The following is a 19296-nucleotide window of genomic DNA, read 5'->3' as shown; positions in this document are numbered from 1 at the left end:
CCTCCCTTTTTTTGCGGCTCACTCACTAAATCAGAAATGGAGGCGACATTCATGTCATCTGGTCGAATTCCGTTCGGCATTAAAATCACACTCGGTCTCGTCCTTTTTTTCGGGATGTTCTGGATCGCGATGACGTTCGGTGCTGCCGATACGACGACACGCGAAGTCTGGAACGCTTTGACGTTCGGACCGTTGAATGAAAAAGCAAAAATCGTCCAAGAAATCCGCTTGCCACGGGAACTGGCAGCAATCCTCGTCGGAGCGGCACTCGGTGTCTCGGGCGCCATCATGCAGGCCATGACACGCAATCCCCTCGCCGATCCTGGTCTGCTCGGTCTGACAGCAGGTGCGAATGCGGCACTCGCGCTCGTCATCGTCTTGTTCCCGAAAATTGACTACTTCGGGATCATGATCGCGTGTTTCGTCGGAGCAGCACTCGGGGCAGCACTTGTCTTTGGAATCGGCGCTTCGAAAAAAGGAGGCTTCTCCCCGCTCCGGATCGTCCTTGCCGGTTCCGCGATCTCAGCGTTTCTGTACGCGATTGCGGAAGGCATCGGGATTTACTTCAAGATTGCCCAAGATGTCTCCCAATGGACGTCTGGCGGACTCGTCGGGTCGACATGGGGACAACTGCAAGTCATCGCGCCGGTCATCGCGATCGGCATCGTGATTGCGTTCATTTTCTCGCGGCAATTGACGATCCTCAGTCTTTCGGAAGAAGTCGCGCTCGGACTCGGACAGAACATCCAGCGGATCAAGGCGGTCCTCTATGTCGTCGTCATCCTGCTTGCCGGTGCTGCCGTAGCCCTCGTCGGTAACATGGCGTTCATCGGGCTGATGATTCCGCATATCGTCCGTGCAATCGTCGGGACGGACTATCGATTCATCCTGCCGATGACCGCGATCTTTGGTGCAACGTTCATGTTGCTTGCCGATACGATCGGACGGACGCTGTACGCGCCCTATGAGACGCCGGTCATCGCAATCGTCTCGATGCTCGGGCTACCATTCTTCCTCTTGATCGTTCGGAAAGGAGGGCGTGCTTTCTCATGATGGAATCTCGTTTACGCCGTCGCCAGCAACTGACGTTTTGGACGTTACTGGCATTATTGATCGCAACACTCGTCGTCAGCATCGGTCTTGGACCTGCTTCCCTCTCGTATGATCGTTTACTGCCGACGTTACTTGGAAACGGATCGTTCAAAGAGGAGTTCGTCCTCTATTCACTCCGCTTACCCCGACTGCTTATCACCGTCATGGCAGGAATGGCACTCGCCTTATCGGGTGCAATATTACAAGGAATTACCCGCAATGAACTCGCTGATCCTGGTATCATCGGCATCAACACGGGAGCTGGCGTCGCCGTCGCCTTGTTCTTCCTGTACTTCCCGACCGATGTCGGGTCATTCATCTATCTGTTACCAATCGCTGCCTTCTTCGGTGCACTCGTCACCGCGACAGCGATCTACCTGTTCTCGTACGACCGCGTACAAGGACTTCAACCGATCCGGTTGATTTTGACCGGTGTCGGCTTCTCGATGGCGCTGTCCGGAATCATGGTCATCCTGATTTCATCGACGCGTCGCGAAAAGGTCGACTTCATCGCCAAATGGCTTGCCGGTAACATCTGGGGGACGGACTGGATTTTCGTCTACTCGCTCTTGCCGTGGTTACTCGTCTTGTTTCCGCTGACATTCTACAAGGCGAATAAGCTCAATCTGCTTGCCTTGAATGAACCGGTCGCGATCGGTGTCGGTGTCGCGCTTGAAAAAGAACGGATCCAACTCTTGCTGACAGCTGTTGCGCTCGCCGCTGCTGCCGTCTCTGTCACCGGTGGGATTTCCTTCATCGGTTTAATGGCGCCGCATATCGCCCGCGCCCTCGTCGGACCACGGCATCAGTTCTTCCTGCCAATTGCCCTTTTACTCGGCGGCTGGTTGCTTGCGTTCGCTGATACGATTGGACGCAACATCGCAGGACCAGACGGTGTACCGGCTGGGATTGTCGTCGCCTTGATTGGAGCACCATACTTCATCTATCTCCTGTTGAAGAAATAATCAAAAATCCGCATCCATCAGCTTCTTTTTCGCTGATTGATGCGGATTTTTGGCTTTAGCGTTTCCACCACGCACGTTCGATTTCTCCCATCGAGACGTACGCGGGATCGATTTGTTTAGCCAACCGGTTCAGTCGAGTGACGCTAAGACCAACTCCACCGCTCCAGACAAGTAAGAGAACGAATAAATAACCAGGGGCGCTTGGAATCGACAGCATGACGAAAGCGATCAACCACGCTACGACATAACCAATGATTGTCAGACGAGCGACCCTTTGAACAGTCTGTCGATAGATATTCGGTGTTAAATACGACTTCATGAGTCGTAGCCGAACGATTTCTCGAACGACTCCAATCCCGCAAAGACAAAAGAATATGATCTGACTAAAGACAGATGCAATCGCCGGCACAAACCAAGCGGGTATTGCAAAAATCAATCCAGGAATCAAAAAGAAATAGGTGACGATACGCACCGGACGTTTCATTACATTCAGACGTGCTTGTCGCTCGAATAGGTGTTCCATTTCGATGTTCCTTTCTGTCTGACGAAGCGGGCTACCTCAACGTCACTGATATAGTCCGGATCACGCGCTCCGTCGCGTCGGATGATCCATTCGCTGATGAAATAAAGTGGTGTTAAGATCGCAAAAATTGCCACCAGCATCTGCCAAAACGGTCCTTCGATCGTCTGGGTGATGACGATCGTTAAGATCACATACAGCAGGACGTGACTACCAATGCGTAGTAAAAATTGGCGACGGACCTGCGCTTTTGAGATGTAGCCGTCTAAAATTTTTCGTTTTTTTAGTTGGTAGCGAAAATCAGAGCCGAGAAAAAGGGCTGGAATCGTCAAAATCAACAAGGGGATGTCGGTCCACTCGATCAGGATACCGACTGTTATGAATAAGAGCACGTTCCAGTACCAGCGTGTGCCGAGCCACTCGACATCCCGGTACGCGAGCGCAAGTTTTTGTAGACGTTCTTCACGAGCCGTTTGCATAGCCTCTTCTCCCTTAGCGCGCTTTGTGAATTTCTTTTTCCGTGATATACGTTGGATCAATCTTTCGTGAGATGAACTCTAACGTTTTTCGACAGAGCCAGTAGAACGGAATGACGACGATGACGAGACCGATCAAGAAAGATGTATTCGGGCGATCGACTGCCCAAACGATCAGACCGGCGAGTGCTCCGTACTGTAAGATGCCAATCAACACATGCACCTGATAAAGGCGTCTTGCTGAATCCTTTGATGTGTATTCCGCAACAAGCGCGAACCGCTTCCGTTGTAGTAACATGTCATAGCCAAAATACAATAACGGGACGATCATCGCGTAGATTGGTTTCTCGAGTGTGTTACTGAGCGCTAAGAATGCCGCAAGCATGACCCACATGCCGGTCTTCGTCTTCTGATGCATCTCTTCGTACAGCGCCGCCAAGGCATCCGTTTGTGTATGTACGTGTTCCATGATCATCCACCTCTCTATACTGTCATATACTTACATTTTACTAGATTGGTTTCATCTGTAGTACGATTTTCGAAAAAAAAGACGTCCTACCGCTTAGGGTAAGACATCTTCCATGAAGACTACGCACTGACTTGAATGATCAGATAGATGACGCTATAGGCAACGATCGCGAGCGGTATCATCGCGACACCGATCAGCCAACCGTTTTTGTCGCGGATACCGAGATATAAGACGAGACACCCTACGATGAAGGCGATTAAGGTCGTGAACGGATTCATGGTTGTTCCCCCTCTGACTTGTTTCTGTTCTTAAAATTCCCCCTCTTCTCATCTCATAAACCCTTCAAGGCGCTTCGGCACGCAAGAAAAGCCAGACGGATTTCCGCCTGACTTCATCTTTTGTTCCTTATTTTTTCGTGATGACGACTGTTTTCGTAACAACGTGTCCACCGAGGTCCTTCAGTTTCAAGTTGTACGTGTTTTTCCCCTTCTTGAGCGTCACTTTTTTCGTGATTGTCTTTTTGAAGGCTTTCATCTCGTACGGCTCTTTGAACGTCCGGCGGTATTCCGCGCTACCGTTGAAGTCAAAGCGTAATTCGCTGTAGTTATCGCGAAGAACGATCTTCATCTCAGCTGTTTTTGTTTTGCTTGAAACGGTTTTTGGTGCTGTGACGCGAATCGTCGGTAATTCTGTGTCGATGATGACTTGACGACTGAACGCCACACGGTTTCCTTTACCATCGTACGCTTCGACCTTGAATGACTTGACGCCATCCGTCGTATACGTCACGTCGTGGCTGAAGGCATAGTTTTGCTGGGCTGCATCGAAACGCAATTTAACGGATTTTCCGTTGATTTTGAACGATTTGATGCCTGATTCATCAGAGACGTGACCTGCGATGTTGATGACTTTTGATGTCGCAAGACCAAGTGCGACCGGTGTATCGATTTGAACGTTCGGTACCGCTTTATCGACACCTGTCGTGTTGACGTCTTTTTTCACACTGTTTCCTGCATAATCCTTCACGACGAAGGCAATCTTCGCGCGCTCTGGAAGATTCGTCAACGTGTACGCTTTTTCTGTTGCAGCAAGCGGCTGTTTCAAGACACTCTTACCATTGACGAGGATATCGTATGACGCGACACCTGTCCCTTGGTCACCTGCTGTCCATGAGAGCGTTGATTTCGACGCATCCCATTTCACGGTTGCGGCTGGTTTTTTCGTATCGACATAGACTGGGAAGAGGTTCGACTGCCATTTTGCATTCGGATAATCGATCACGGATTTGACTTTATAGTAGTAAAGACCATCCTTGACCGGTTTCCCGTTGATCGTTCCGTCCCAAGCAGCGCTTGTGACTGGTGTGTATCCGTCCTCTGAACCGCTATCATAGTAGTTCTTGACGACGTCCGTTTGCGTATCGAGCTTCTGAAGCGTTGCTTTGTTACGGTCAAGAATCGAGTACTCGACTTTTTTCGCATTACGGAGGAACGAGATGATCGGGAAGGCTTCATCTGCGCTACCATCGTTGTTTGGTGAGAACGAAACTTTGTTCGCGACGACATCTCCAGCAGCATTCGCACCGAGGAATTCGAAGTTATCCTTCACTTCTGTTGCTAGACCTGTCAAACCGTAGAACGTGTTGTCTTCATCGTATAATGGTGCGTCTAGAATCGGAGCTTGATCCCATTTTCCTTTGAAGCCAACGTAAGGAACCGTCAATTCTGGATTCTTACTCTTCGTATCGATCAGACGGACGAATCCTTCGACGAAGTAGCCGTTCTCAAAGACTTGTTCGAGCGGAAGTTCGTTTGCCCAGTCCGTTGTATCCTTCAGATCAACCGATACACTGACTTTCGTTGAGCTCTTCGGATTAATCGAGACCGAACTTGCTTTCTTCGAGCCAACTGCAAATGAGATCGGATATGTGCCTTTGTTTGCATCCACCGTACCGATCGTTCCCTTTTTAAAGATGCCGTTTGCTTCGAGGAAGTTTGATCCTTCGGCACCGAGATCCGATTGAACCGTTCCGGCTAACTTATACGTCACTTTTTCACTGCTGTAGTTTTTCAAATCAAGTGTGAACGTGAACTTCTCGCCGACTTCCTTCAAGGATGCCTTACCTTCACCTGACTTCGTCTCTGTGACGACGACTGGTGTCTTCATGGCAGCACGAAGATCCATCAATCCAGCTCCCTCACGACGTGGGGAGTAGAAGTTGCCTGTTTTTAGCTGCGCATTGTATTTTCCTTGATCGAGTTGCGGACGTGACGTGTTCATCAAGATGTTCTTCGCGAGCTTGACGCGTGTCGCACCATCGACTTTGAAGTCCTTCGCGATCCGTTGCATGACGAGTGCCGTTCCACCAGCGACGTGTGGTGCCGCCATCGATGTTCCACTCATGACACCATACTCGTTATCGTTGAGCGTCGAGTAGATTTTTCCACCTGGTGCCGTAATTTCTGGCTTGAAGTCAAGGCTTGGTGTGACACCCCAAGACGTGAAGTCAGACATTTGTCCTGCGACCGGGTTATCGGCTGAGACTGCTTTTCCGTCGAACGTGACAGCGATTGCCTTGCCCTCTTTTGCTTTTGCTTCAAGATCGTTCCCGTCTGCGATGCTGAGTGTGACGAGTGGAATCGTCGGATTGTTGAGCGCCATGCTGACGTAATCCCCATGATCGACCCGACCGCGGACGATGACACCTGCTGCCCCTTGCTTCTCAGCTTCTGCTTGGATCATACCGTAGTTGAAACCACCGTTACGCACGACGAAGACGACTTTCCCTTTGACGTCTTTGCCTTCGTAGTTCGAAGCTTGACCGTCACCGACATAGACGACATCCTTCTTCTCTTTATCGAAGACAGCAATCGGATTCGGTGAATCTTGTTTTTGGTATGCCAAATAACCAGCATCCTGACCGTCAATCGTCAGCGCCATGCCTTCGAGTGTCAATTTCGTATTTTCGAGTGATGCGACTTGGAGTGCTTGGCTCGTTAAACCTGGTGCACCGACGACACCGATATCCGGGTTCGCTGTGTACGGATTACCTGCACCATGACCTGCGAATGCCGAGTTACCAGCAGAAATCGCACACAAGATACCGTTGTTCATCGCGTTGACGATTGCGCGTTGTTCTGGATCATCTGCATTGACGAACGATGCCGTCGAACCGAGACTCATGTTGATGACATCGGCTCCGAGTGCAATCGCATCATCGATCGCTTTAATGTAGATATCGCTGAATGTCGATGGCATTCCTGGATCGTTTCCAAAGACCTTCATCGCAAGGAGCTGTGTTTCCGGTGCGACTCCTTTGATGCCGCCGTTTGCTTCATCCCCGTTTGCTCCGACCGTACCCGCGACGTGCATCCCGTGCATTGATGCGCCCGCACCTAAATCACGGATTTCGCTATCGTGATCGGCATAGTTATAGCCGTACGGTACTTTTTCCGTGAAGTACTTTCCTTTTAAGCCTTTTGTTTCTTTCGCACTATCGACTTTCGAAGAAGTCAAATCGATCTTCGTTTCTGGGCTCAAGACCATGTCCTTATGCGATGGATCGATTCCCGTATCGATGACGGCAACGATTGTTCCTTCCCCTTTAAAACCATAGTCCTGCCATGTTTCCTTCGCATTGACCATGTCCTTGCTGTACAGCATGTCTGGCTTGGCACCTTTAGCAACTTCCGGACGCGCGTATTCATGGGCGATATGTACGCTCTTGACTCCGCTCAGTTGTTTGATGTCTTCGATGTCGCCGAACTTGACTTCACCACTGAATCCGTTGATGACGGTCGTGAAGCTTTCCTTATATGTAACGGGAATCGCCTTTTTAGCGATGGCTGACTTGACTGATTTTTGGACGTTGACGAGGCGATCTTTGATCGACTCTTTTTCGGCATTGCTCAATGTGCTATACCGCTTGTTTTGAGCCTGGGCGATTTGAATCGCCGGCTTCTCTTCCATCTCGATGACGACACGGACTTTATCCGATTGTTTGTAGTTCTTCTCTTGCCCCGATTTCTTCAAAGAGAGTGTCTGCGGTTTTTGACCCGTTGCTTTGTCTTGCGACGACAGTGCACCTTGCGCACTGACTAGATTGGAAGACGTCATTAAGACGGCTGCCATAAGTGCAATCTTCTTCTTCATGCGTTCGTTTTCCCCTTTTCTGTAAAACCATAGTAGTACTACTGATAAAACAGTTAAACGAAAATTCTGTATATTTAGTTTAATGAATTTAATGGAAATAAACAATTTATATTTGCCTATTTTTTTAATTTATTTGTTTTACGTGACATTTTATATTTTTAAGGAATTTAACTGGGAGAAAAATAAAAACTCCTCGACGCCTCGAGGAGTTGGATATTTGGTATTGGTGGAGACTATCGGGATCGAACCGACGACCTTTTGGCTGCCAGCCAAACGCTCTCCCAGCTGAGCTAAGCCCCCATGAATTATCTTTAGTATACGCATCGCTAACTGCTTTATCAATATAAAAATAACGCTTTCATAAAAAAGAATTCCTTCCAAAATCGTCGGAAGGAATTCACGATTCATTTATTCAATTCACGCATCAAATCCGCCTGTCGTTCAAGCTCTGCCTGTTGCTCGAGGATCAAGACCTTTTTGTATGTCCGCGCAGAAATCAAGATGCTGATCTCATAGAGAACGAACAATGGCACCGAGATCATCAAGTGTGACGTCACGTCCGGCGGTGCGATCAATGCCGCAACGACGAACAGCGCAAAGTACGCATATTTCCGATTCTTTCGCATGAAATATGGCGTCACGAGACCAAGACGTGTCAGGAACATCGTCACGACCGGCAATTGGAACAGAAGACCGAACGGCATCGTCAATCGGATGAGGAAACTGAAATAGTTTTCCACTCCGATGACTTGTTCGATTCCGAGCTCTTTCCCGAGATCCGTTGAGACTTCAAGCAAGAAGGGAAGCAACCAGAAATACGAGAAGGCTACGCCAGCCAAAAACAGAAAGAAGATGACCGGAATATACGTCAATGTCGCTTTTTGCTCCTTGTCATAAAGTCCTGGTCGGACGAATGCCCAGAGTTGATACATCCAGAACGGTGACGCTAAAATCAGCGCAATGATGAACGCAAGATTCAAATACAACATTAAAGGATCGGCGACGTTGAAGGCATTCAAACCGATGCCGAGCTCTTTTAAGTCCGCTTGCAAGAAGCGAACGAGCGGTCGGACGAGCGGAAATGCGACAGCGAACAGGACGACGACGATGATAAGCGACCAGACGATCCGCTTACGCAGTTCGTCAAGGTGCGACGTCATGCTTTGCTCTTGATCAACCGTCATGATTCAATCACTTCTCTTTCGGTTCGTCCTTTTTATCGTCGTCCATGATGCCGTTCGTGGCATTCTTGAACTCTTTCAATGTCTGACCTGCAGCGCGTCCGAATTCTGGTAACTTCTTCGGTCCGAAAATGATCAATGCGACGACCGCGATTAATCCGATGCTCGCAGGTCCGATACCTAGTGTGAGCGGAATAAGGTTTTCCATTATGATTTCACTCCTTCAGCTGATTGCGAATAATGCTTCATGAAATAAACTAACGACTGCAACTCGATCGATAAATCAATGTGATGGACCCGGACGCTCGCTGGCACGTTCAACCGCGCTGGCGTAAAGTTCAGGATGCCTGTCACACCATACTCGACTAACTCATCCGCTACTGACTGCGCGAACTGGGATGGAACCGTCAAGATGGCGACATCGACCTGATTCGCTTCGATTTGTTCTTTCATGTCCGAAACATGATAGATTGGAACGTCATGCGTCGTTGTTCCGACCTTCTCTTCGTCCGCATCAAACGCAACGACTATCCGAGTACTATTATTCTTTAAAAAGTTATAATTTGCAAACGCTGTTCCGAGATGACCGACCCCGATTAAGGCAACATTCGTCACCTCATCTTGATTCAAGGTTTTGCGGAAAAACGTTAAGAGATGTTGAACGTTATATCCATACCCCTTCTTCCCTAATGCCCCAAAGTAGGAAAAATCGCGACGAATCGTTGCTGAATCAACCTTCACCGCCTCGCTTAACTCAGCAGAAGAGACGCGGAGCTTGCCTGAATTGTATAAACTTTGGATGAAGCGATAATATAGCGGCAACCGTTTTGCTGTCGCTTGTGGAATTTTTGTGTCTGGTCCATTCATCCTGCAGTTCCCCCTTCGGCCACATCCATCGTGGCACCCAAATCTTTGCAAAAAGCTTTCTACTCTCCTTGATTGTAAACCACTTCACATAGAGTCACAAATAATATATTCCGCAGGACCTCGCGCTTTTGTTCGTGATAGACTAAAGGGTGGAAGGATGGATGGAAATGATACTCTTACAAGTCAACCAACTCTCGAAATCATTCGGCGTCGAGCCGATTTTAGAAAATATCAAATTGGAAGTACAAGAGCGCGATCGCATTGCGCTCGTCGGACGAAACGGTGCCGGTAAATCGACCCTGCTCAAAATCATTGCTGGCGAACTCAGTCATGACTCGGGCGACATCATGAAAGGCAAGGATGTCAAAATCGGTTATCTCGCGCAGGACAGTGGTCTCGAATCGAACGAGACGATCTGGAACGAGATGCTGACTGTCTTCGAACATCTTCAGGAACAAGAACGAACACTGCGCCGGATGGAAATCGAAATGGGTATGGAGCATATCTTGAACGACCCGGTCGCGTACGATCGTCTCTTGAAGACATACGATCAAGCGCAACACGACTTCTCAGAAGCGGGTGGTTATCAGTTCGAAGCAAATATCCGCTCCGTTCTGCACGGGATGCGCTTTTATCCGGATGATTATTCGCGCCGGATTCAGACATTATCCGGTGGTCAACGGACACGGCTTGCCTTAGCGAAGATGCTCTTACAAGCACCAGAGCTTCTCATTCTCGATGAGCCGACCAATCACCTTGACATCGATACGCTCGCTTGGCTCGAAAGTTACCTCGGTGGTTATCGTGGTGCCGTCTTAATCGTCTCGCACGACCGGTACTTCCTCGACCAAGTCGTCAATGTCGTCTATGAATTGTCACGCAATGTCTGTCGTAAGTTCACCGGTAACTACACGAAGTACTTGGAGCAAAAAGCCGCCTTGTACGATCAGGAAATGAAGCAGTTCGAGCAGCAGCAAGAAGAAATCGCGAAGATGCAGGACTTCATTCAACGCAACATCGCCCGGGCGACGACGACAAAACGTGCCCAAAGTGTACGGAAGCGGCTCGAGAAGGTCGACCGGCTCGACCGACCAGATGGGGATGAGCGTAGCACGGTCCTGTCCTTCCCGATTGAAAAACAGAGCGGGAACGACGTTCTTCAAGTCAATCAACTGGCGATCGGTTACGAAGAAGCTGTCTCAAAAGACATCACGTTCCACTTGCAACGCGGTGAATCGCTGGCACTCGTCGGACCGAATGGAATCGGAAAATCGACGCTCCTGAAAGTCCTCGTCGGCCGCTTACGCCCCCTCTTCGGTGATTTCCGTTTCGGAACCGGCGTCTCGATCGGCTATTACGATCAAGAGCAGGCGGAACTCAATGATCGGAACCGTGTCATCGATGAGATTTGGAACGAATGGCCACTGATGCGTGAACAAGAAGTCCGGTCTGTCCTCGGGCAATTCCTGTTTAGCGGTGACGATGTCTTCAAGATTGTTCATGAGTTATCTGGTGGCGAACGCGGACGTCTCGCACTTGCAAAACTGAAACTCCGGAAAACGAACGTCCTCGTCCTCGATGAGCCGACGAACCACTTGGATCTGGATTCGAAGATGGTCCTTGAAAATGCGCTCGTCGACTACGAAGGAACGCTGTTATTCGTCTCTCACGACCGTTACTTCATCGACCGAATCGCGACCCGCGTCATCGAGATGAGTGAAGCCGGCGTGACGGAATACCTTGGTGATTATTCGTACTACACGGAGAAGAAGGCGGAGCAAGAAGAGATTGCGCGTCTTGAAGCCGAGGAAGCAAAAGCCGCAAAGGTCACGGCGTCGAAGACGATCGACAAGGAAGCACAGAAAGAAGAACGCAAGCGCCGTCAGCAGATTGAGCAACTCGAGCAAGACATCGAGCGGCTCGAACAGCGTTCGGCAGAAATTGAACAATTGCTCTGTGAACCGGAAGTCTTCAACGATATTCCGAAAGCGACAGCTCTTTCAGCAGAACGTGACCAGATTGATGTCGATCTGCTCGAATTGATGGAACGATGGGAGAACCAACACTGATGCGGACAAAAAGCTTTTTCATTAACTTGATTCAAGGATTGCTATCCGGCATCCTTTATTTCGTACCGATGTATGCGGACTACGTGTCGACCTTCATCCGGCCGGATGCCTTTAATGCCGCGCTTCCTTTGTTCCTCCTGATTTCTTGTATGATCGGTCTCGTTATCCAGACATGGAGCGGTCTTTTCGTCAGTTTACTCTCGGGATTATGCTGCACGCTCCTGACGACACAGCTATTTGTTGAACTCAATGACCCGTTGATCCTATCGTATTACGGTAGTGTCTCACCGCTCACCGCTTTCTTGATCAGCTGTGTCGGCATTTGGGCACTCGCGATCGTCTTTTATTTGCTCGATGGCTATCAGTACAGTAAACGTCATGGTCTTGAAGCCTCTTCAAACGAAATCGATCCGCAACCTTGAAGTCCGATCGATGAATCAGATGAACGACATGAGAAAAAGGAGTGGAGATTCCGGTAGCTAGGCCGGTCTCTTCACTCCTTTTCGTTTGAATCAAAACGAATCGTACGATGAATCAGGCATTTACGCTTCTATCATTTTGTCGGTCGGGCAATCGTAAACGTCTTCCCGATCGTCGCATAATCATTCCCTGCTAAACGAGCGACAGCCTTCAATCCTGCTGCGTCAATCCGGAATGAATCGACGAGTTCATCCGCGACGTGATAACGCAGTACTTCCCCAATCAAAAGATCGGCACCTTCTAGCTCGACGTGCTGTGTCAAGCGCATCTCGAAGCGGATTTTCGCTTCCGCGATTCCGGGTACGTCGATCGCGTCACTATCGACGAGCGTCAAATCCGTCCGCTCAAGCTCACTTTCACCGTAAGCAAGTGGCGCAGCTGTCTCATTGACCGCGTCGACGATTTCTTCGCTGACGATATGGATGACATAGCTTTGTTTTGCAAGGATATTACGTGCCGTATCCTTCTGCCCCTGATCCGTCCGTTGTACGGCAATCACCAGTTGCGGTGGACTGCTTGAAGCGACCGTAAAGAAGGAAAACGGTGCGGCGTTGACCGTCCCGTCTTCTCCTTGCGTTGTCACGAAAGCAATCGGACGCGGAATGATGCTTCCGATCAGTAATTTATAATTGTCTTTTGCGCTAAGCGTTGATGCCTCGAACTTCATGAATGACCCACCTTTTTCCTCACCCGATGAGTGCAGCGAGTGAATAGTCTCCAGCACCGATCATCGCTACACCAAGCGCGATGACGATCAATGCCATGTTGTATTCGTACCCGTTCTGCGTCACCCAGTAACCATTTGCACCGTGTACTTTAACGATCGCAACAAGCATCGATCCGATGATGAGGAGCGCTGCAATCCAGAGGAATACACCTCCTGCAAACAACAAGCCGCCGATCAATTCAGCAAAACCTGCTGTAATCGCGAGCGCCTTCCCTGGCTTCATGCCGATTGATTCGAACCAACCGCCTGTTCCAGCGATTCCGTGTCCGCCGAACCAACCAAATAATTTTTGTGTCCCGTGTGCAGCGAACGTTAAACCGATGATTAAACGAATAATTAAAAGTCCTGTATCCATCATTTCTCTCTTCTCCTTTTACCTAATGTATTTTAGTTACTTTAAGTAACTCGATAAACAGACTATATCTTATCACTTACTAAAAGTAAATAGATTTGTTTTAGTTCTTTTTGTTACATTAAGTAAAATGATTCGATTTTTTTAGCAGAAGCGGGTATACTACAACTATAGAAAGGATGAGTGCTGATGGAAGAAGTCGCAATCCAACCGGCTCTTTGTCCCAAAGTCGAACATGCCTTTGAAATCTTAGGTAAGAAATGGACGGGTCTGATCTTACGTCACTTGTTGACGAAGACATGTCGTTTCAATGAGATTCAAGATGCCATTCCCGAATTATCAGGTCGTATGCTCACGGAACGTATGAAGGAGCTCGAAGCGGAAGGCATCGTCATCCGGACTGTCATTCCCGATCGTCCGATTAAGATTCAATACAGTTTGACCGACAAAGGGCGCCAACTCGAACCGGTCATTCGTTCCATTGAGGAATGGGCCGAACTACAAGACTAATGTATAAAAAAGCATCTTCTTCGGAAGGTGCTTTTTTATATGCCCTTTGACATTGATAATCATTATCAATTAAAGTAGAGAAGTACAGTGAAAGGAGGAAGATGCATGCATATCGCGATTGGATTCGTCAGCATGTCCGGTAATACGGAAGATATCGTCTCACTCATTCAACATGAACTCGAGCAACACGATGTCAACGTGACGATCACGGAACTAGATCAATTCGTCGGGGAGGACTTATCACATTTTGATGGTCTATTACTCGGCTCATATACATGGGGAGACGGTGATTTACCGTATGAAGCAGAAGACTTCGTCGAGGAGCTCCGGGAACAATCCTTACAAGGAATACCGGCGGCTGCTTTTGGTTCGGGGGATCTTGATTATCCGAAGTACTGCGCAGCCGTTGATTTGATTGAAGACGCATTAAAAGAAGCTGGGGCGACCCTCGTCACGGATGGCTTGAAGATTGAGTTTGATCCGAATACCCCGGAGAAACAGGCCGCTTGTCGTGCGTTCGCGCAAACGTTTCATCGCTTTTTGCAACAGGTTCATGCTTGAGTGTCGTTTGAATCCGTACTGTAAGGGAATCGTTAAAACAGACTCTATGAAAGTGAGATGAATGTTTTATGACGATTCAAGCACTCGTCTTTGACGTCTACGGTACATTATTCGATGTCCATTCCGTCAAAGAACAAGCCGAAGCGCTGTATCCGGATCATGGAGAAGCGATCAGCCAACGCTGGCGGGAGAAACAACTGGAGTACTCTTTCCTCCGGCAGTTGAACGGACAGTATGTACCGTTCAGCCAAGTGACACAAGATGCCCTCCGCTATACGTTACTCGAACTGAAGCTCCATGTGACCGAGGAACAAATCACGACCTTAATGGAGACGTACCTGACGCTTGATGTATATCCTGAAGTCAGCTCCGTTCTCGAGACGATGGCGGACAAGCGTCTGGTCGTCTTCTCGAATGGTTCCCATGATATGCTCGATCCGCTCATTGAGCAGTCAGGCTTAGCCGATCGGTTCGAACATCTCGTCAGTGTCGATGATATCAAACAGTATAAGCCAGCACCTGCATCCTATATGCATGCCTTAAACACACTCGGTCTAAAACGCGAGGAGATCCTCTTCATGTCCTCGAACGGTTGGGATATCACCGGGGCGAAGAGTTTCGGCTTCAAGACGGCATGGATTAATCGAAATGGACTTCCGGTCGAGGAATTGAATCTCGATCCCGATCGCATCTATGATGACTTGACGGGTATCACTGAATGGCAATGAACGAACAACAGCGGACTCCTATTTAGGAATCCGCTGTTTTCATATCTTCAGTAATTCGAAAGACGTGAGTAACCCTTCTTGAATAGATCGAGTTTCAGACCGCCTTCTTTTTCGATGAAGAAGAGGTATTCGTTTTGATCCGTATCTTTATAGAAGACCTTAAATAACGTCAACGTCCGTTTTTTATTGTTCTCGACAGCCGTCACCTCATGCTTTGAGATGACCTCGGCTTGGACTTGTTCTGCATCCATCTTTTGAATCATTGGTTCGAATGACTTCTTTTCTTGATCCGTCACCGGTGTTCCGGAAGCAATCATGAAATAATCATCACTCGCCTTGTTCGTTAAACCATACTTCCGATCGACGATGACGACGTTACTGAGCTTACCATTGATTGTCTGATCAAAAGCATATAACTTTTGAATCCGGGTCTTTTCCCCTTCTGCTCGTCCGATTTCGTAAAGTGGACGTTGTTTCGTATTCGTCTCGACCGCTTTTTTATCGGGTACGAGTTCTTCCTTATAGGCGACTTGGTATGCGTTGACGATTTCTCGAACCTGAAGTCCGATCGCGACGATGACCAGTACCGCTAACAATGCGATGATGACTTTTTTCATTCCATTTCCCCCAAGTTGTTCGGATTCCTTACTTTAAATCTAGCCCAGGTTCTGCGTTCATGGCAAGTGTCGAATAGCGTAACGCGCGATACGGATGAATCGCAGCCGCTCCGATCATCGCCGCATTGTCTCCACACAGGTGCATCGGCGGAATGATGAGATCGATTCCTTCCTTCGCACACGCCGCTTCGAGACCTTGGCGTAATCCTTTGTTGGCAGCGACGCCACCAGCAAGCAGTAATTGACGTCCCCCTTTATCCTTCACGGCACGGACCGCCTTCGTCACGAGTACCTCGACGACGCTCGCTTGGAAACTCGCAGCTAAATCTTCCGGAATGATCGTTTCTCCCCGTTGTTCGGCGTTATGCACGGCATTGATAACTGCTGACTTCAAACCGCTGAAGCTAAAGTCATACGAATCCTTTTCGAGCCAGACACGTGGAAAATGGAACGTATCCTGACCGGTCTGTGCCAATTGATCGATTCGTGGACCACCTGGATACGGTAACTTCAACGTCCGTGCAACTTTATCATATGCTTCCCCAGCGGCATCATCCCGTGTCTCACCAATGACTTCATATACACCGTCTTCCGGCATGTAGATCAGTTCCGTGTGCCCACCTGATGCAATCAAACAGACGAGCGGAAACTCAAGCTCTTGCACGAGACGATTCGCATAGATATGACCTGCGATATGATGAACACCGATCAATGGTTTATTGTGCGCAAAGGCGAGTGCCTTCGCTGCGCTGACACCAACGAGTAATGCTCCGACAAGTCCAGGTCCTTCCGTGACGGCGATCGCATCGATATCGTCGATCGTGACGTTTGCTTCCGTCAAGGCGTCATCAATGACGTATGTGATCCGTTCGACGTGATGCCGTGAAGCCACTTCAGGCACGACGCCACCGAATCGTTTATGACTTTCGATCTGCGACGAAACGACGTTCGATAAGACGTCGGTTCCTCCACGGACGACGGCAGCCGCCGTTTCGTCGCAACTCGATTCGATTGCTAGAATCAATGGTTGTGTCATAGGTCTTCTCCCTCCAGCTCCAGCCAGTAGATGGCAGCATCTTCATTGTTATCTTGATAATATCGTTTTCGGACACCGACATACTGAAATCCGAGTTTTTCATATAAAGTCCGCGCTGGTGTGTTCGAGACACGTACTTCGAGCGTCATCGCCCGCAAATCAAGCGCACGACCGACGGCGATCAATGCCGTTAGCAGATCTTCCCCGAGCCCTTGTCCGCGATGCGACTGCTTGACGGCAATATTCGTAATATGTCCTTCATCCGCAATATGCCACAGACCAGCAAACCCAACGATACCATCTTGATCGGCAACGACATAATAGGCATTCGGATTTTGTGTCATTTCAGCTTCGAAGGCACCTAGCGTCCACGGTGTCGCAAATGATTCGAGTTCAACCGCATGAACACCTGCAGCATCCTGTACGGTCATGCGACGAATGCCCTTACTCATGACGCTGTGCCTCGATCCATTTCGCCTCTGCTTCAGCCAGGCGCAGGTAACGTGGCTCAAACGCATGCGCTTCGACCGTCTGACGCGTTGCACCGAGTAAAGCGAGTACGCCGGCACGTGGCGTCCGGAAAGCAGAAGCCGCCTTTTCGAAGGGCTGAAGAATCTCTTCGAACGCATCGACGTCTCCTGTGACGAGCGTATCTGCCGGTAACGTCTTCACAAAAGAAGAGATCTCGACATGCTGTTCTTCACCGATTCGTTTCCCGGCGTCGTACACTCCGACAAACCCTGCTCCACGCCGCGCATCTTGAATTGCCGCAACGCGCCCCGTATGACCTGTCGAAGCAGCCATCAGTTCAAGTGTCGAGATGGCAACGAGCTCGATGCCCAGTGTATAAGCGAGCGTCTTTGCTGTCGTCGCTCCAATCCGTAATCCCGTATAAGAACCAGGACCGTCAGCAACAACGATGCGTGTCAGTTGAGCCGGTGTCCATTTTGCTTCCACCATCAAGCGCTCAAGCAACGGCATGAGTTTCGTCGCATGATTCAAAGACGTGACATAAGAAGCTTCTGCTACAATCTGTTTCCCGTCTGAAAGAGCGACCGATAATTGTTTCGTCGATGTATCAATAGCTACGATTTTCATGATTTCAATCCCTCACATAATGTAATGTATCGTTCTCCGATCGGCGTCAGCTCAAAACGTCGACTATCATCACCTGTTCGCGTAATCGTGATTGCCAACCGTTCAGGTGGAAGACTGTCCGCAATTAACTCAGACCACTCGACGACGGCGACGCCTTCACCATTCAAATATTCTTCAAGTCCGATATCATCACCGGAACCTTCCAGGCGATAAACATCCATATGATAAAGAGGAAGACGTCCCGTATAGACTTTCATGATCGTAAAGGTAGGGCTGTTGACGTGACGCGTCACACCTAATCCTTTCGCAAAGCTTTGCGTAAAAGTCGTTTTCCCAGCACCTAAATCCCCATCGAGCGTAATGACCATCCCTGCTTCAGCACGTCGTCCGAGTTCAAGAGCCAAGGCAGTCGTTTCTTCCAAGCTGTTCATTTCCAGTTCTATCATACGATGTCTCCTCCTTAATACGTACTGTTCGTCCTTCTCTATTGTACCGGACGAAAAAGGCAAAAAAAAATACGAAACGCTGAACGTTTCGTAGTAAAGTTGAAGTTAAGTTTAAAATTGGTTGCGGGGGCCGGATTTGAACCGACGACCTTTGGGTTATGAGCCCAACGAGCTACCAGACTGCTCCACCCCGCGATGATATAACGTTTCGACAGATATTAATATAACATGTGTCTTTTAAATTGGCAAGTCTTTTTGCCTTATTTCTTTTTTACTAACTGTCATAATGAATATTCTTCTATACTGATACGAAAGGAGTGAGCAGATGGGATACTTATTAGATTTACGAAAAATCGTAGGCAACCGACCGTTGATCAGCGTGGGTGCGACCGTACTCGTCATAAATCCACAACATGAACTGCTATTTCAGTATCGTTCGGATACCCACAGTTGGGGACTTCCCGGTGGGTCGATGGAACCAGGTGAGACACTTGAAGAAGTCGCGATGCGTGAATTACAGGAAGAAACCGGACTTCAAGCACGCAACGTTCAGCTGCTAGACGTCTTCTCGGGTCCTGATTACTTCTTCTGTTATCCAAATGGCGATCAAACCTACAGAGTGATCCATCTCTTTCAAGCAAAAGGCGTATCGGGTACATTACAAATGACGGACGGAGAGAGTCTCGACTTACGGTATTTCTCCCTGAATCAATTGCCAACACCGCTTGAAGCGCGTGCTGCAGCGCTCTTACAGAAAGTTACGCCTCGTCTGCTTAGCACAACCCATTCTTTTTAATCTAGATGCTTCGCTTAAAACTGACGCTTAACGTCCATTCGTCAGTTTTTTTATTTCTTTCCTATCTAAAAGGAGTACACAAAAAGACCGACCTGCAATCTGCAGATCGGTCAAGTGCCTGGCAACGTCCTATCCTCACAGGGGGAAGCCCCCA

General features: G+C 48.9%; 23 protein-coding genes and 2 tRNA genes. 8 read left to right on the top strand and 17 right to left on the bottom strand.

Features of this window, described 5'->3' with window-relative positions:
• Positions 1–51 precede the first annotated feature (51 nt).
• A complete protein-coding gene (locus tag ITJ88_RS00125) occupies positions 52–1053 on the top strand; it encodes a FecCD family ABC transporter permease (protein ID WP_195864315.1) in 1002 nt (333 codons plus the stop codon).
• Positions 1050–2057 carry a FecCD family ABC transporter permease gene (locus ITJ88_RS00120; protein ID WP_230088480.1) on the top strand — a complete coding sequence of 336 codons (1008 nt, stop codon included), beginning with the start codon at positions 1050–1052 and terminating at the stop codon, positions 2055–2057. The genes ITJ88_RS00125 and ITJ88_RS00120 overlap by 4 nt, the downstream gene beginning before the upstream one ends.
• Positions 2058–2112: 55 nt before the next feature.
• Here the strand turns inward: ITJ88_RS00120 and ITJ88_RS00115 are convergent, their stop codons facing one another.
• From ITJ88_RS00115 to ITJ88_RS00075, 9 genes are all read right to left on the bottom strand, one after another.
• Complete coding sequence (locus tag ITJ88_RS00115) at positions 2113–2580, bottom strand: hypothetical protein (protein WP_195864314.1); 468 nt, start codon at positions 2578–2580, stop codon at positions 2113–2115.
• Positions 2547–3056, bottom strand: a complete 510-nt coding sequence (locus ITJ88_RS00110) for a hypothetical protein (protein ID WP_195864313.1) — start codon at positions 3054–3056, stop codon at positions 2547–2549. Before ITJ88_RS00110 ends, ITJ88_RS00115 begins: the two co-directional genes overlap by 34 nt.
• Positions 3057–3069: 13 nt before the next feature.
• Positions 3070–3522, bottom strand: a complete 453-nt coding sequence (locus tag ITJ88_RS00105) for a hypothetical protein (protein WP_195864312.1) — start codon at positions 3520–3522, stop codon at positions 3070–3072.
• Between the two features lie 119 nt (positions 3523–3641).
• Positions 3642–3800 carry a hypothetical protein gene (locus tag ITJ88_RS00100; RefSeq protein ID WP_014971497.1) on the bottom strand — a complete coding sequence of 53 codons (159 nt, stop codon included), beginning with the start codon at positions 3798–3800 and terminating at the stop codon, positions 3642–3644.
• Between the two features lie 127 nt (positions 3801–3927).
• On the bottom strand, positions 3928–7674 hold the full coding sequence (locus ITJ88_RS00095) for a S8 family serine peptidase (RefSeq protein ID WP_195864311.1): 3747 nt from the start codon (positions 7672–7674) through the stop codon (positions 3928–3930).
• A 224-nt stretch (positions 7675–7898) separates the two neighbouring features.
• Positions 7899–7974 (bottom strand) — tRNA-Ala (locus ITJ88_RS00090).
• Positions 7975–8078: 104 nt separating this feature from the next.
• Positions 8079–8858, bottom strand: coding sequence for a twin-arginine translocase subunit TatC (tatC, locus tag ITJ88_RS00085; RefSeq protein WP_029342824.1), 780 nt, complete (start codon positions 8856–8858; stop codon positions 8079–8081).
• Between the two features lie 7 nt (positions 8859–8865).
• The gene (locus ITJ88_RS00080; RefSeq protein WP_029342825.1) at positions 8866–9063 is read right to left on the bottom strand and encodes a twin-arginine translocase TatA/TatE family subunit; all 198 of its coding nucleotides are present in this window, start codon (positions 9061–9063) and stop codon (positions 8866–8868) included.
• Positions 9063–9722, bottom strand: a complete 660-nt coding sequence (locus tag ITJ88_RS00075) for a redox-sensing transcriptional repressor Rex (protein ID WP_023469604.1) — start codon at positions 9720–9722, stop codon at positions 9063–9065. Before ITJ88_RS00075 ends, ITJ88_RS00080 begins: the two co-directional genes overlap by 1 nt.
• 167 nt (positions 9723–9889) lie before the next feature.
• On the opposite strand from ITJ88_RS00075, the gene ITJ88_RS00070 reads away from it, so the two are divergent.
• Together ITJ88_RS00070 and ITJ88_RS00065 are read left to right on the top strand one after the other, a co-directional pair.
• Positions 9890–11791 carry an ATP-binding cassette domain-containing protein gene (locus ITJ88_RS00070; RefSeq protein ID WP_195864310.1) on the top strand — a complete coding sequence of 634 codons (1902 nt, stop codon included), beginning with the start codon at positions 9890–9892 and terminating at the stop codon, positions 11789–11791.
• Positions 11791–12213 (top strand): hypothetical protein, encoded by a 423-nt coding sequence (locus ITJ88_RS00065; protein ID WP_064299193.1) that lies wholly within the window; start codon positions 11791–11793, stop codon positions 12211–12213. Before ITJ88_RS00070 ends, ITJ88_RS00065 begins: the two co-directional genes overlap by 1 nt.
• A gap of 131 nt (positions 12214–12344) precedes the next feature.
• Here the strand turns inward: ITJ88_RS00065 and ITJ88_RS00060 are convergent, their stop codons facing one another.
• Both ITJ88_RS00060 and ITJ88_RS00055 read right to left on the bottom strand, forming a co-directional pair.
• Complete coding sequence (locus ITJ88_RS00060; RefSeq protein ID WP_195864309.1) at positions 12345–12938, bottom strand: flavin reductase family protein; 594 nt, start codon at positions 12936–12938, stop codon at positions 12345–12347.
• A gap of 19 nt (positions 12939–12957) precedes the next feature.
• Entirely contained in the window at positions 12958–13356 is a 399-nt protein-coding gene (locus ITJ88_RS00055; protein WP_195864308.1) for a DoxX family protein, read from the bottom strand.
• Positions 13357–13539: 183 nt separating this feature from the next.
• On the opposite strand from ITJ88_RS00055, the gene ITJ88_RS00050 reads away from it, so the two are divergent.
• The 3 genes from ITJ88_RS00050 (at position 13540) to ITJ88_RS00040 (ending at position 15149) form a co-directional block, all read left to right on the top strand.
• A complete protein-coding gene (locus ITJ88_RS00050; RefSeq protein WP_023469609.1) occupies positions 13540–13860 on the top strand; it encodes a winged helix-turn-helix transcriptional regulator in 321 nt (106 codons plus the stop codon).
• Positions 13861–13965: 105 nt separating this feature from the next.
• Positions 13966–14421, top strand: a complete 456-nt coding sequence (locus ITJ88_RS00045; RefSeq protein ID WP_195864307.1) for a flavodoxin — start codon at positions 13966–13968, stop codon at positions 14419–14421.
• Positions 14422–14489: 68 nt separating this feature from the next.
• Complete coding sequence (locus ITJ88_RS00040) at positions 14490–15149, top strand: haloacid dehalogenase type II (protein ID WP_195864306.1); 660 nt, start codon at positions 14490–14492, stop codon at positions 15147–15149.
• Between the two features lie 47 nt (positions 15150–15196).
• Here the strand turns inward: ITJ88_RS00040 and ITJ88_RS00035 are convergent, their stop codons facing one another.
• From ITJ88_RS00035 to ITJ88_RS00010, 6 genes are all read right to left on the bottom strand, one after another.
• Complete coding sequence (locus ITJ88_RS00035) at positions 15197–15766, bottom strand: hypothetical protein (RefSeq protein ID WP_055969420.1); 570 nt, start codon at positions 15764–15766, stop codon at positions 15197–15199.
• Between the two features lie 28 nt (positions 15767–15794).
• Positions 15795–16802, bottom strand: coding sequence for a tRNA (adenosine(37)-N6)-threonylcarbamoyltransferase complex transferase subunit TsaD (gene tsaD, locus ITJ88_RS00030; RefSeq protein WP_195864305.1), 1008 nt, complete (start codon positions 16800–16802; stop codon positions 15795–15797).
• Positions 16799–17254: a ribosomal protein S18-alanine N-acetyltransferase gene (rimI, locus tag ITJ88_RS00025; RefSeq protein ID WP_195864304.1), complete on the bottom strand. Its 456-nt coding sequence runs from the start codon at positions 17252–17254 to the stop codon at positions 16799–16801. The genes tsaD and rimI overlap by 4 nt, the downstream gene beginning before the upstream one ends.
• The gene (gene tsaB, locus ITJ88_RS00020; protein ID WP_195864303.1) at positions 17247–17900 is read right to left on the bottom strand and encodes a tRNA (adenosine(37)-N6)-threonylcarbamoyltransferase complex dimerization subunit type 1 TsaB; all 654 of its coding nucleotides are present in this window, start codon (positions 17898–17900) and stop codon (positions 17247–17249) included. Before tsaB ends, rimI begins: the two co-directional genes overlap by 8 nt.
• The gene (tsaE, locus tag ITJ88_RS00015) at positions 17897–18346 is read right to left on the bottom strand and encodes a tRNA (adenosine(37)-N6)-threonylcarbamoyltransferase complex ATPase subunit type 1 TsaE (RefSeq protein WP_023469616.1); all 450 of its coding nucleotides are present in this window, start codon (positions 18344–18346) and stop codon (positions 17897–17899) included. Before tsaE ends, tsaB begins: the two co-directional genes overlap by 4 nt.
• Before the next feature lie 118 nt (positions 18347–18464).
• Positions 18465–18541: transfer RNA gene (locus ITJ88_RS00010), tRNA-Met, on the bottom strand.
• 130 nt (positions 18542–18671) lie between these two features.
• Between ITJ88_RS00010 and ITJ88_RS00005 the strand changes: the two genes are divergently transcribed.
• Positions 18672–19142, top strand: a complete 471-nt coding sequence (locus ITJ88_RS00005) for an NUDIX hydrolase (protein ID WP_195864302.1) — start codon at positions 18672–18674, stop codon at positions 19140–19142.
• Positions 19143–19296 lie beyond the last annotated feature (154 nt).

This window comes from Exiguobacterium abrahamii, from assembly GCF_015645365.1.
Lineage (GTDB): Bacteria > Bacillota > Bacilli > Exiguobacteriales > Exiguobacteriaceae > Exiguobacterium_A > Exiguobacterium_A abrahamii.
The sequence above is the reverse complement of the archived record's forward strand: the minus strand, read 5'-3'. Positions and strand labels throughout refer to the sequence as shown.

Bases quoted from the DNA above. Each gene is read 5' to 3' on its own strand.
- ITJ88_RS00100 (WP_014971497.1), bottom strand. From the start codon at position 3,800: ATGAATCCGTTCACGACCTTAATCGCCTTCATCGTAGGGTGTCTCGTC.
- ITJ88_RS00115 (WP_195864314.1), bottom strand. From the start codon at position 2,580: ATGGAACACCTATTCGAGCGACAAGCACGTCTGAATGTAATGAAACGT.
- tsaE (WP_023469616.1), bottom strand. From the start codon at position 18,346: ATGATAGAACTGGAAATGAACAGCTTGGAAGAAACGACTGCCTTGGCT.
- ITJ88_RS00060 (WP_195864309.1), bottom strand. From the start codon at position 12,938: ATGAAGTTCGAGGCATCAACGCTTAGCGCAAAAGACAATTATAAATTA.
- tatC (WP_029342824.1), bottom strand. From the start codon at position 8,858: ATGACGGTTGATCAAGAGCAAAGCATGACGTCGCACCTTGACGAACTG.
- ITJ88_RS00035 (WP_055969420.1), bottom strand. From the start codon at position 15,766: ATGAAAAAAGTCATCATCGCATTGTTAGCGGTACTGGTCATCGTCGCG.
- ITJ88_RS00110 (WP_195864313.1), bottom strand. From the start codon at position 3,056: ATGCAAACGGCTCGTGAAGAACGTCTACAAAAACTTGCGCTCGCGTAC.
- ITJ88_RS00045 (WP_195864307.1), top strand. From the start codon at position 13,966: ATGCATATCGCGATTGGATTCGTCAGCATGTCCGGTAATACGGAAGAT.
- tsaD (WP_195864305.1), bottom strand. From the start codon at position 16,802: ATGACACAACCATTGATTCTAGCAATCGAATCGAGTTGCGACGAAACG.
- ITJ88_RS00065 (WP_064299193.1), top strand. From the start codon at position 11,791: ATGCGGACAAAAAGCTTTTTCATTAACTTGATTCAAGGATTGCTATCC.
- ITJ88_RS00040 (WP_195864306.1), top strand. From the start codon at position 14,490: ATGACGATTCAAGCACTCGTCTTTGACGTCTACGGTACATTATTCGAT.
- ITJ88_RS00075 (WP_023469604.1), bottom strand. From the start codon at position 9,722: ATGAATGGACCAGACACAAAAATTCCACAAGCGACAGCAAAACGGTTG.
- ITJ88_RS00005 (WP_195864302.1), top strand. From the start codon at position 18,672: ATGGGATACTTATTAGATTTACGAAAAATCGTAGGCAACCGACCGTTG.
- ITJ88_RS00120 (WP_230088480.1), top strand. From the start codon at position 1,050: ATGATGGAATCTCGTTTACGCCGTCGCCAGCAACTGACGTTTTGGACG.
- tsaB (WP_195864303.1), bottom strand. From the start codon at position 17,900: ATGAAAATCGTAGCTATTGATACATCGACGAAACAATTATCGGTCGCT.
- ITJ88_RS00050 (WP_023469609.1), top strand. From the start codon at position 13,540: ATGGAAGAAGTCGCAATCCAACCGGCTCTTTGTCCCAAAGTCGAACAT.
- ITJ88_RS00070 (WP_195864310.1), top strand. From the start codon at position 9,890: ATGATACTCTTACAAGTCAACCAACTCTCGAAATCATTCGGCGTCGAG.
- rimI (WP_195864304.1), bottom strand. From the start codon at position 17,254: ATGAGTAAGGGCATTCGTCGCATGACCGTACAGGATGCTGCAGGTGTT.
- ITJ88_RS00080 (WP_029342825.1), bottom strand. From the start codon at position 9,063: ATGGAAAACCTTATTCCGCTCACACTAGGTATCGGACCTGCGAGCATC.
- ITJ88_RS00055 (WP_195864308.1), bottom strand. From the start codon at position 13,356: ATGATGGATACAGGACTTTTAATTATTCGTTTAATCATCGGTTTAACG.
- ITJ88_RS00125 (WP_195864315.1), top strand. From the start codon at position 52: ATGTCATCTGGTCGAATTCCGTTCGGCATTAAAATCACACTCGGTCTC.
- ITJ88_RS00095 (WP_195864311.1), bottom strand. From the start codon at position 7,674: ATGAAGAAGAAGATTGCACTTATGGCAGCCGTCTTAATGACGTCTTCC.
- ITJ88_RS00105 (WP_195864312.1), bottom strand. From the start codon at position 3,522: ATGGAACACGTACATACACAAACGGATGCCTTGGCGGCGCTGTACGAA.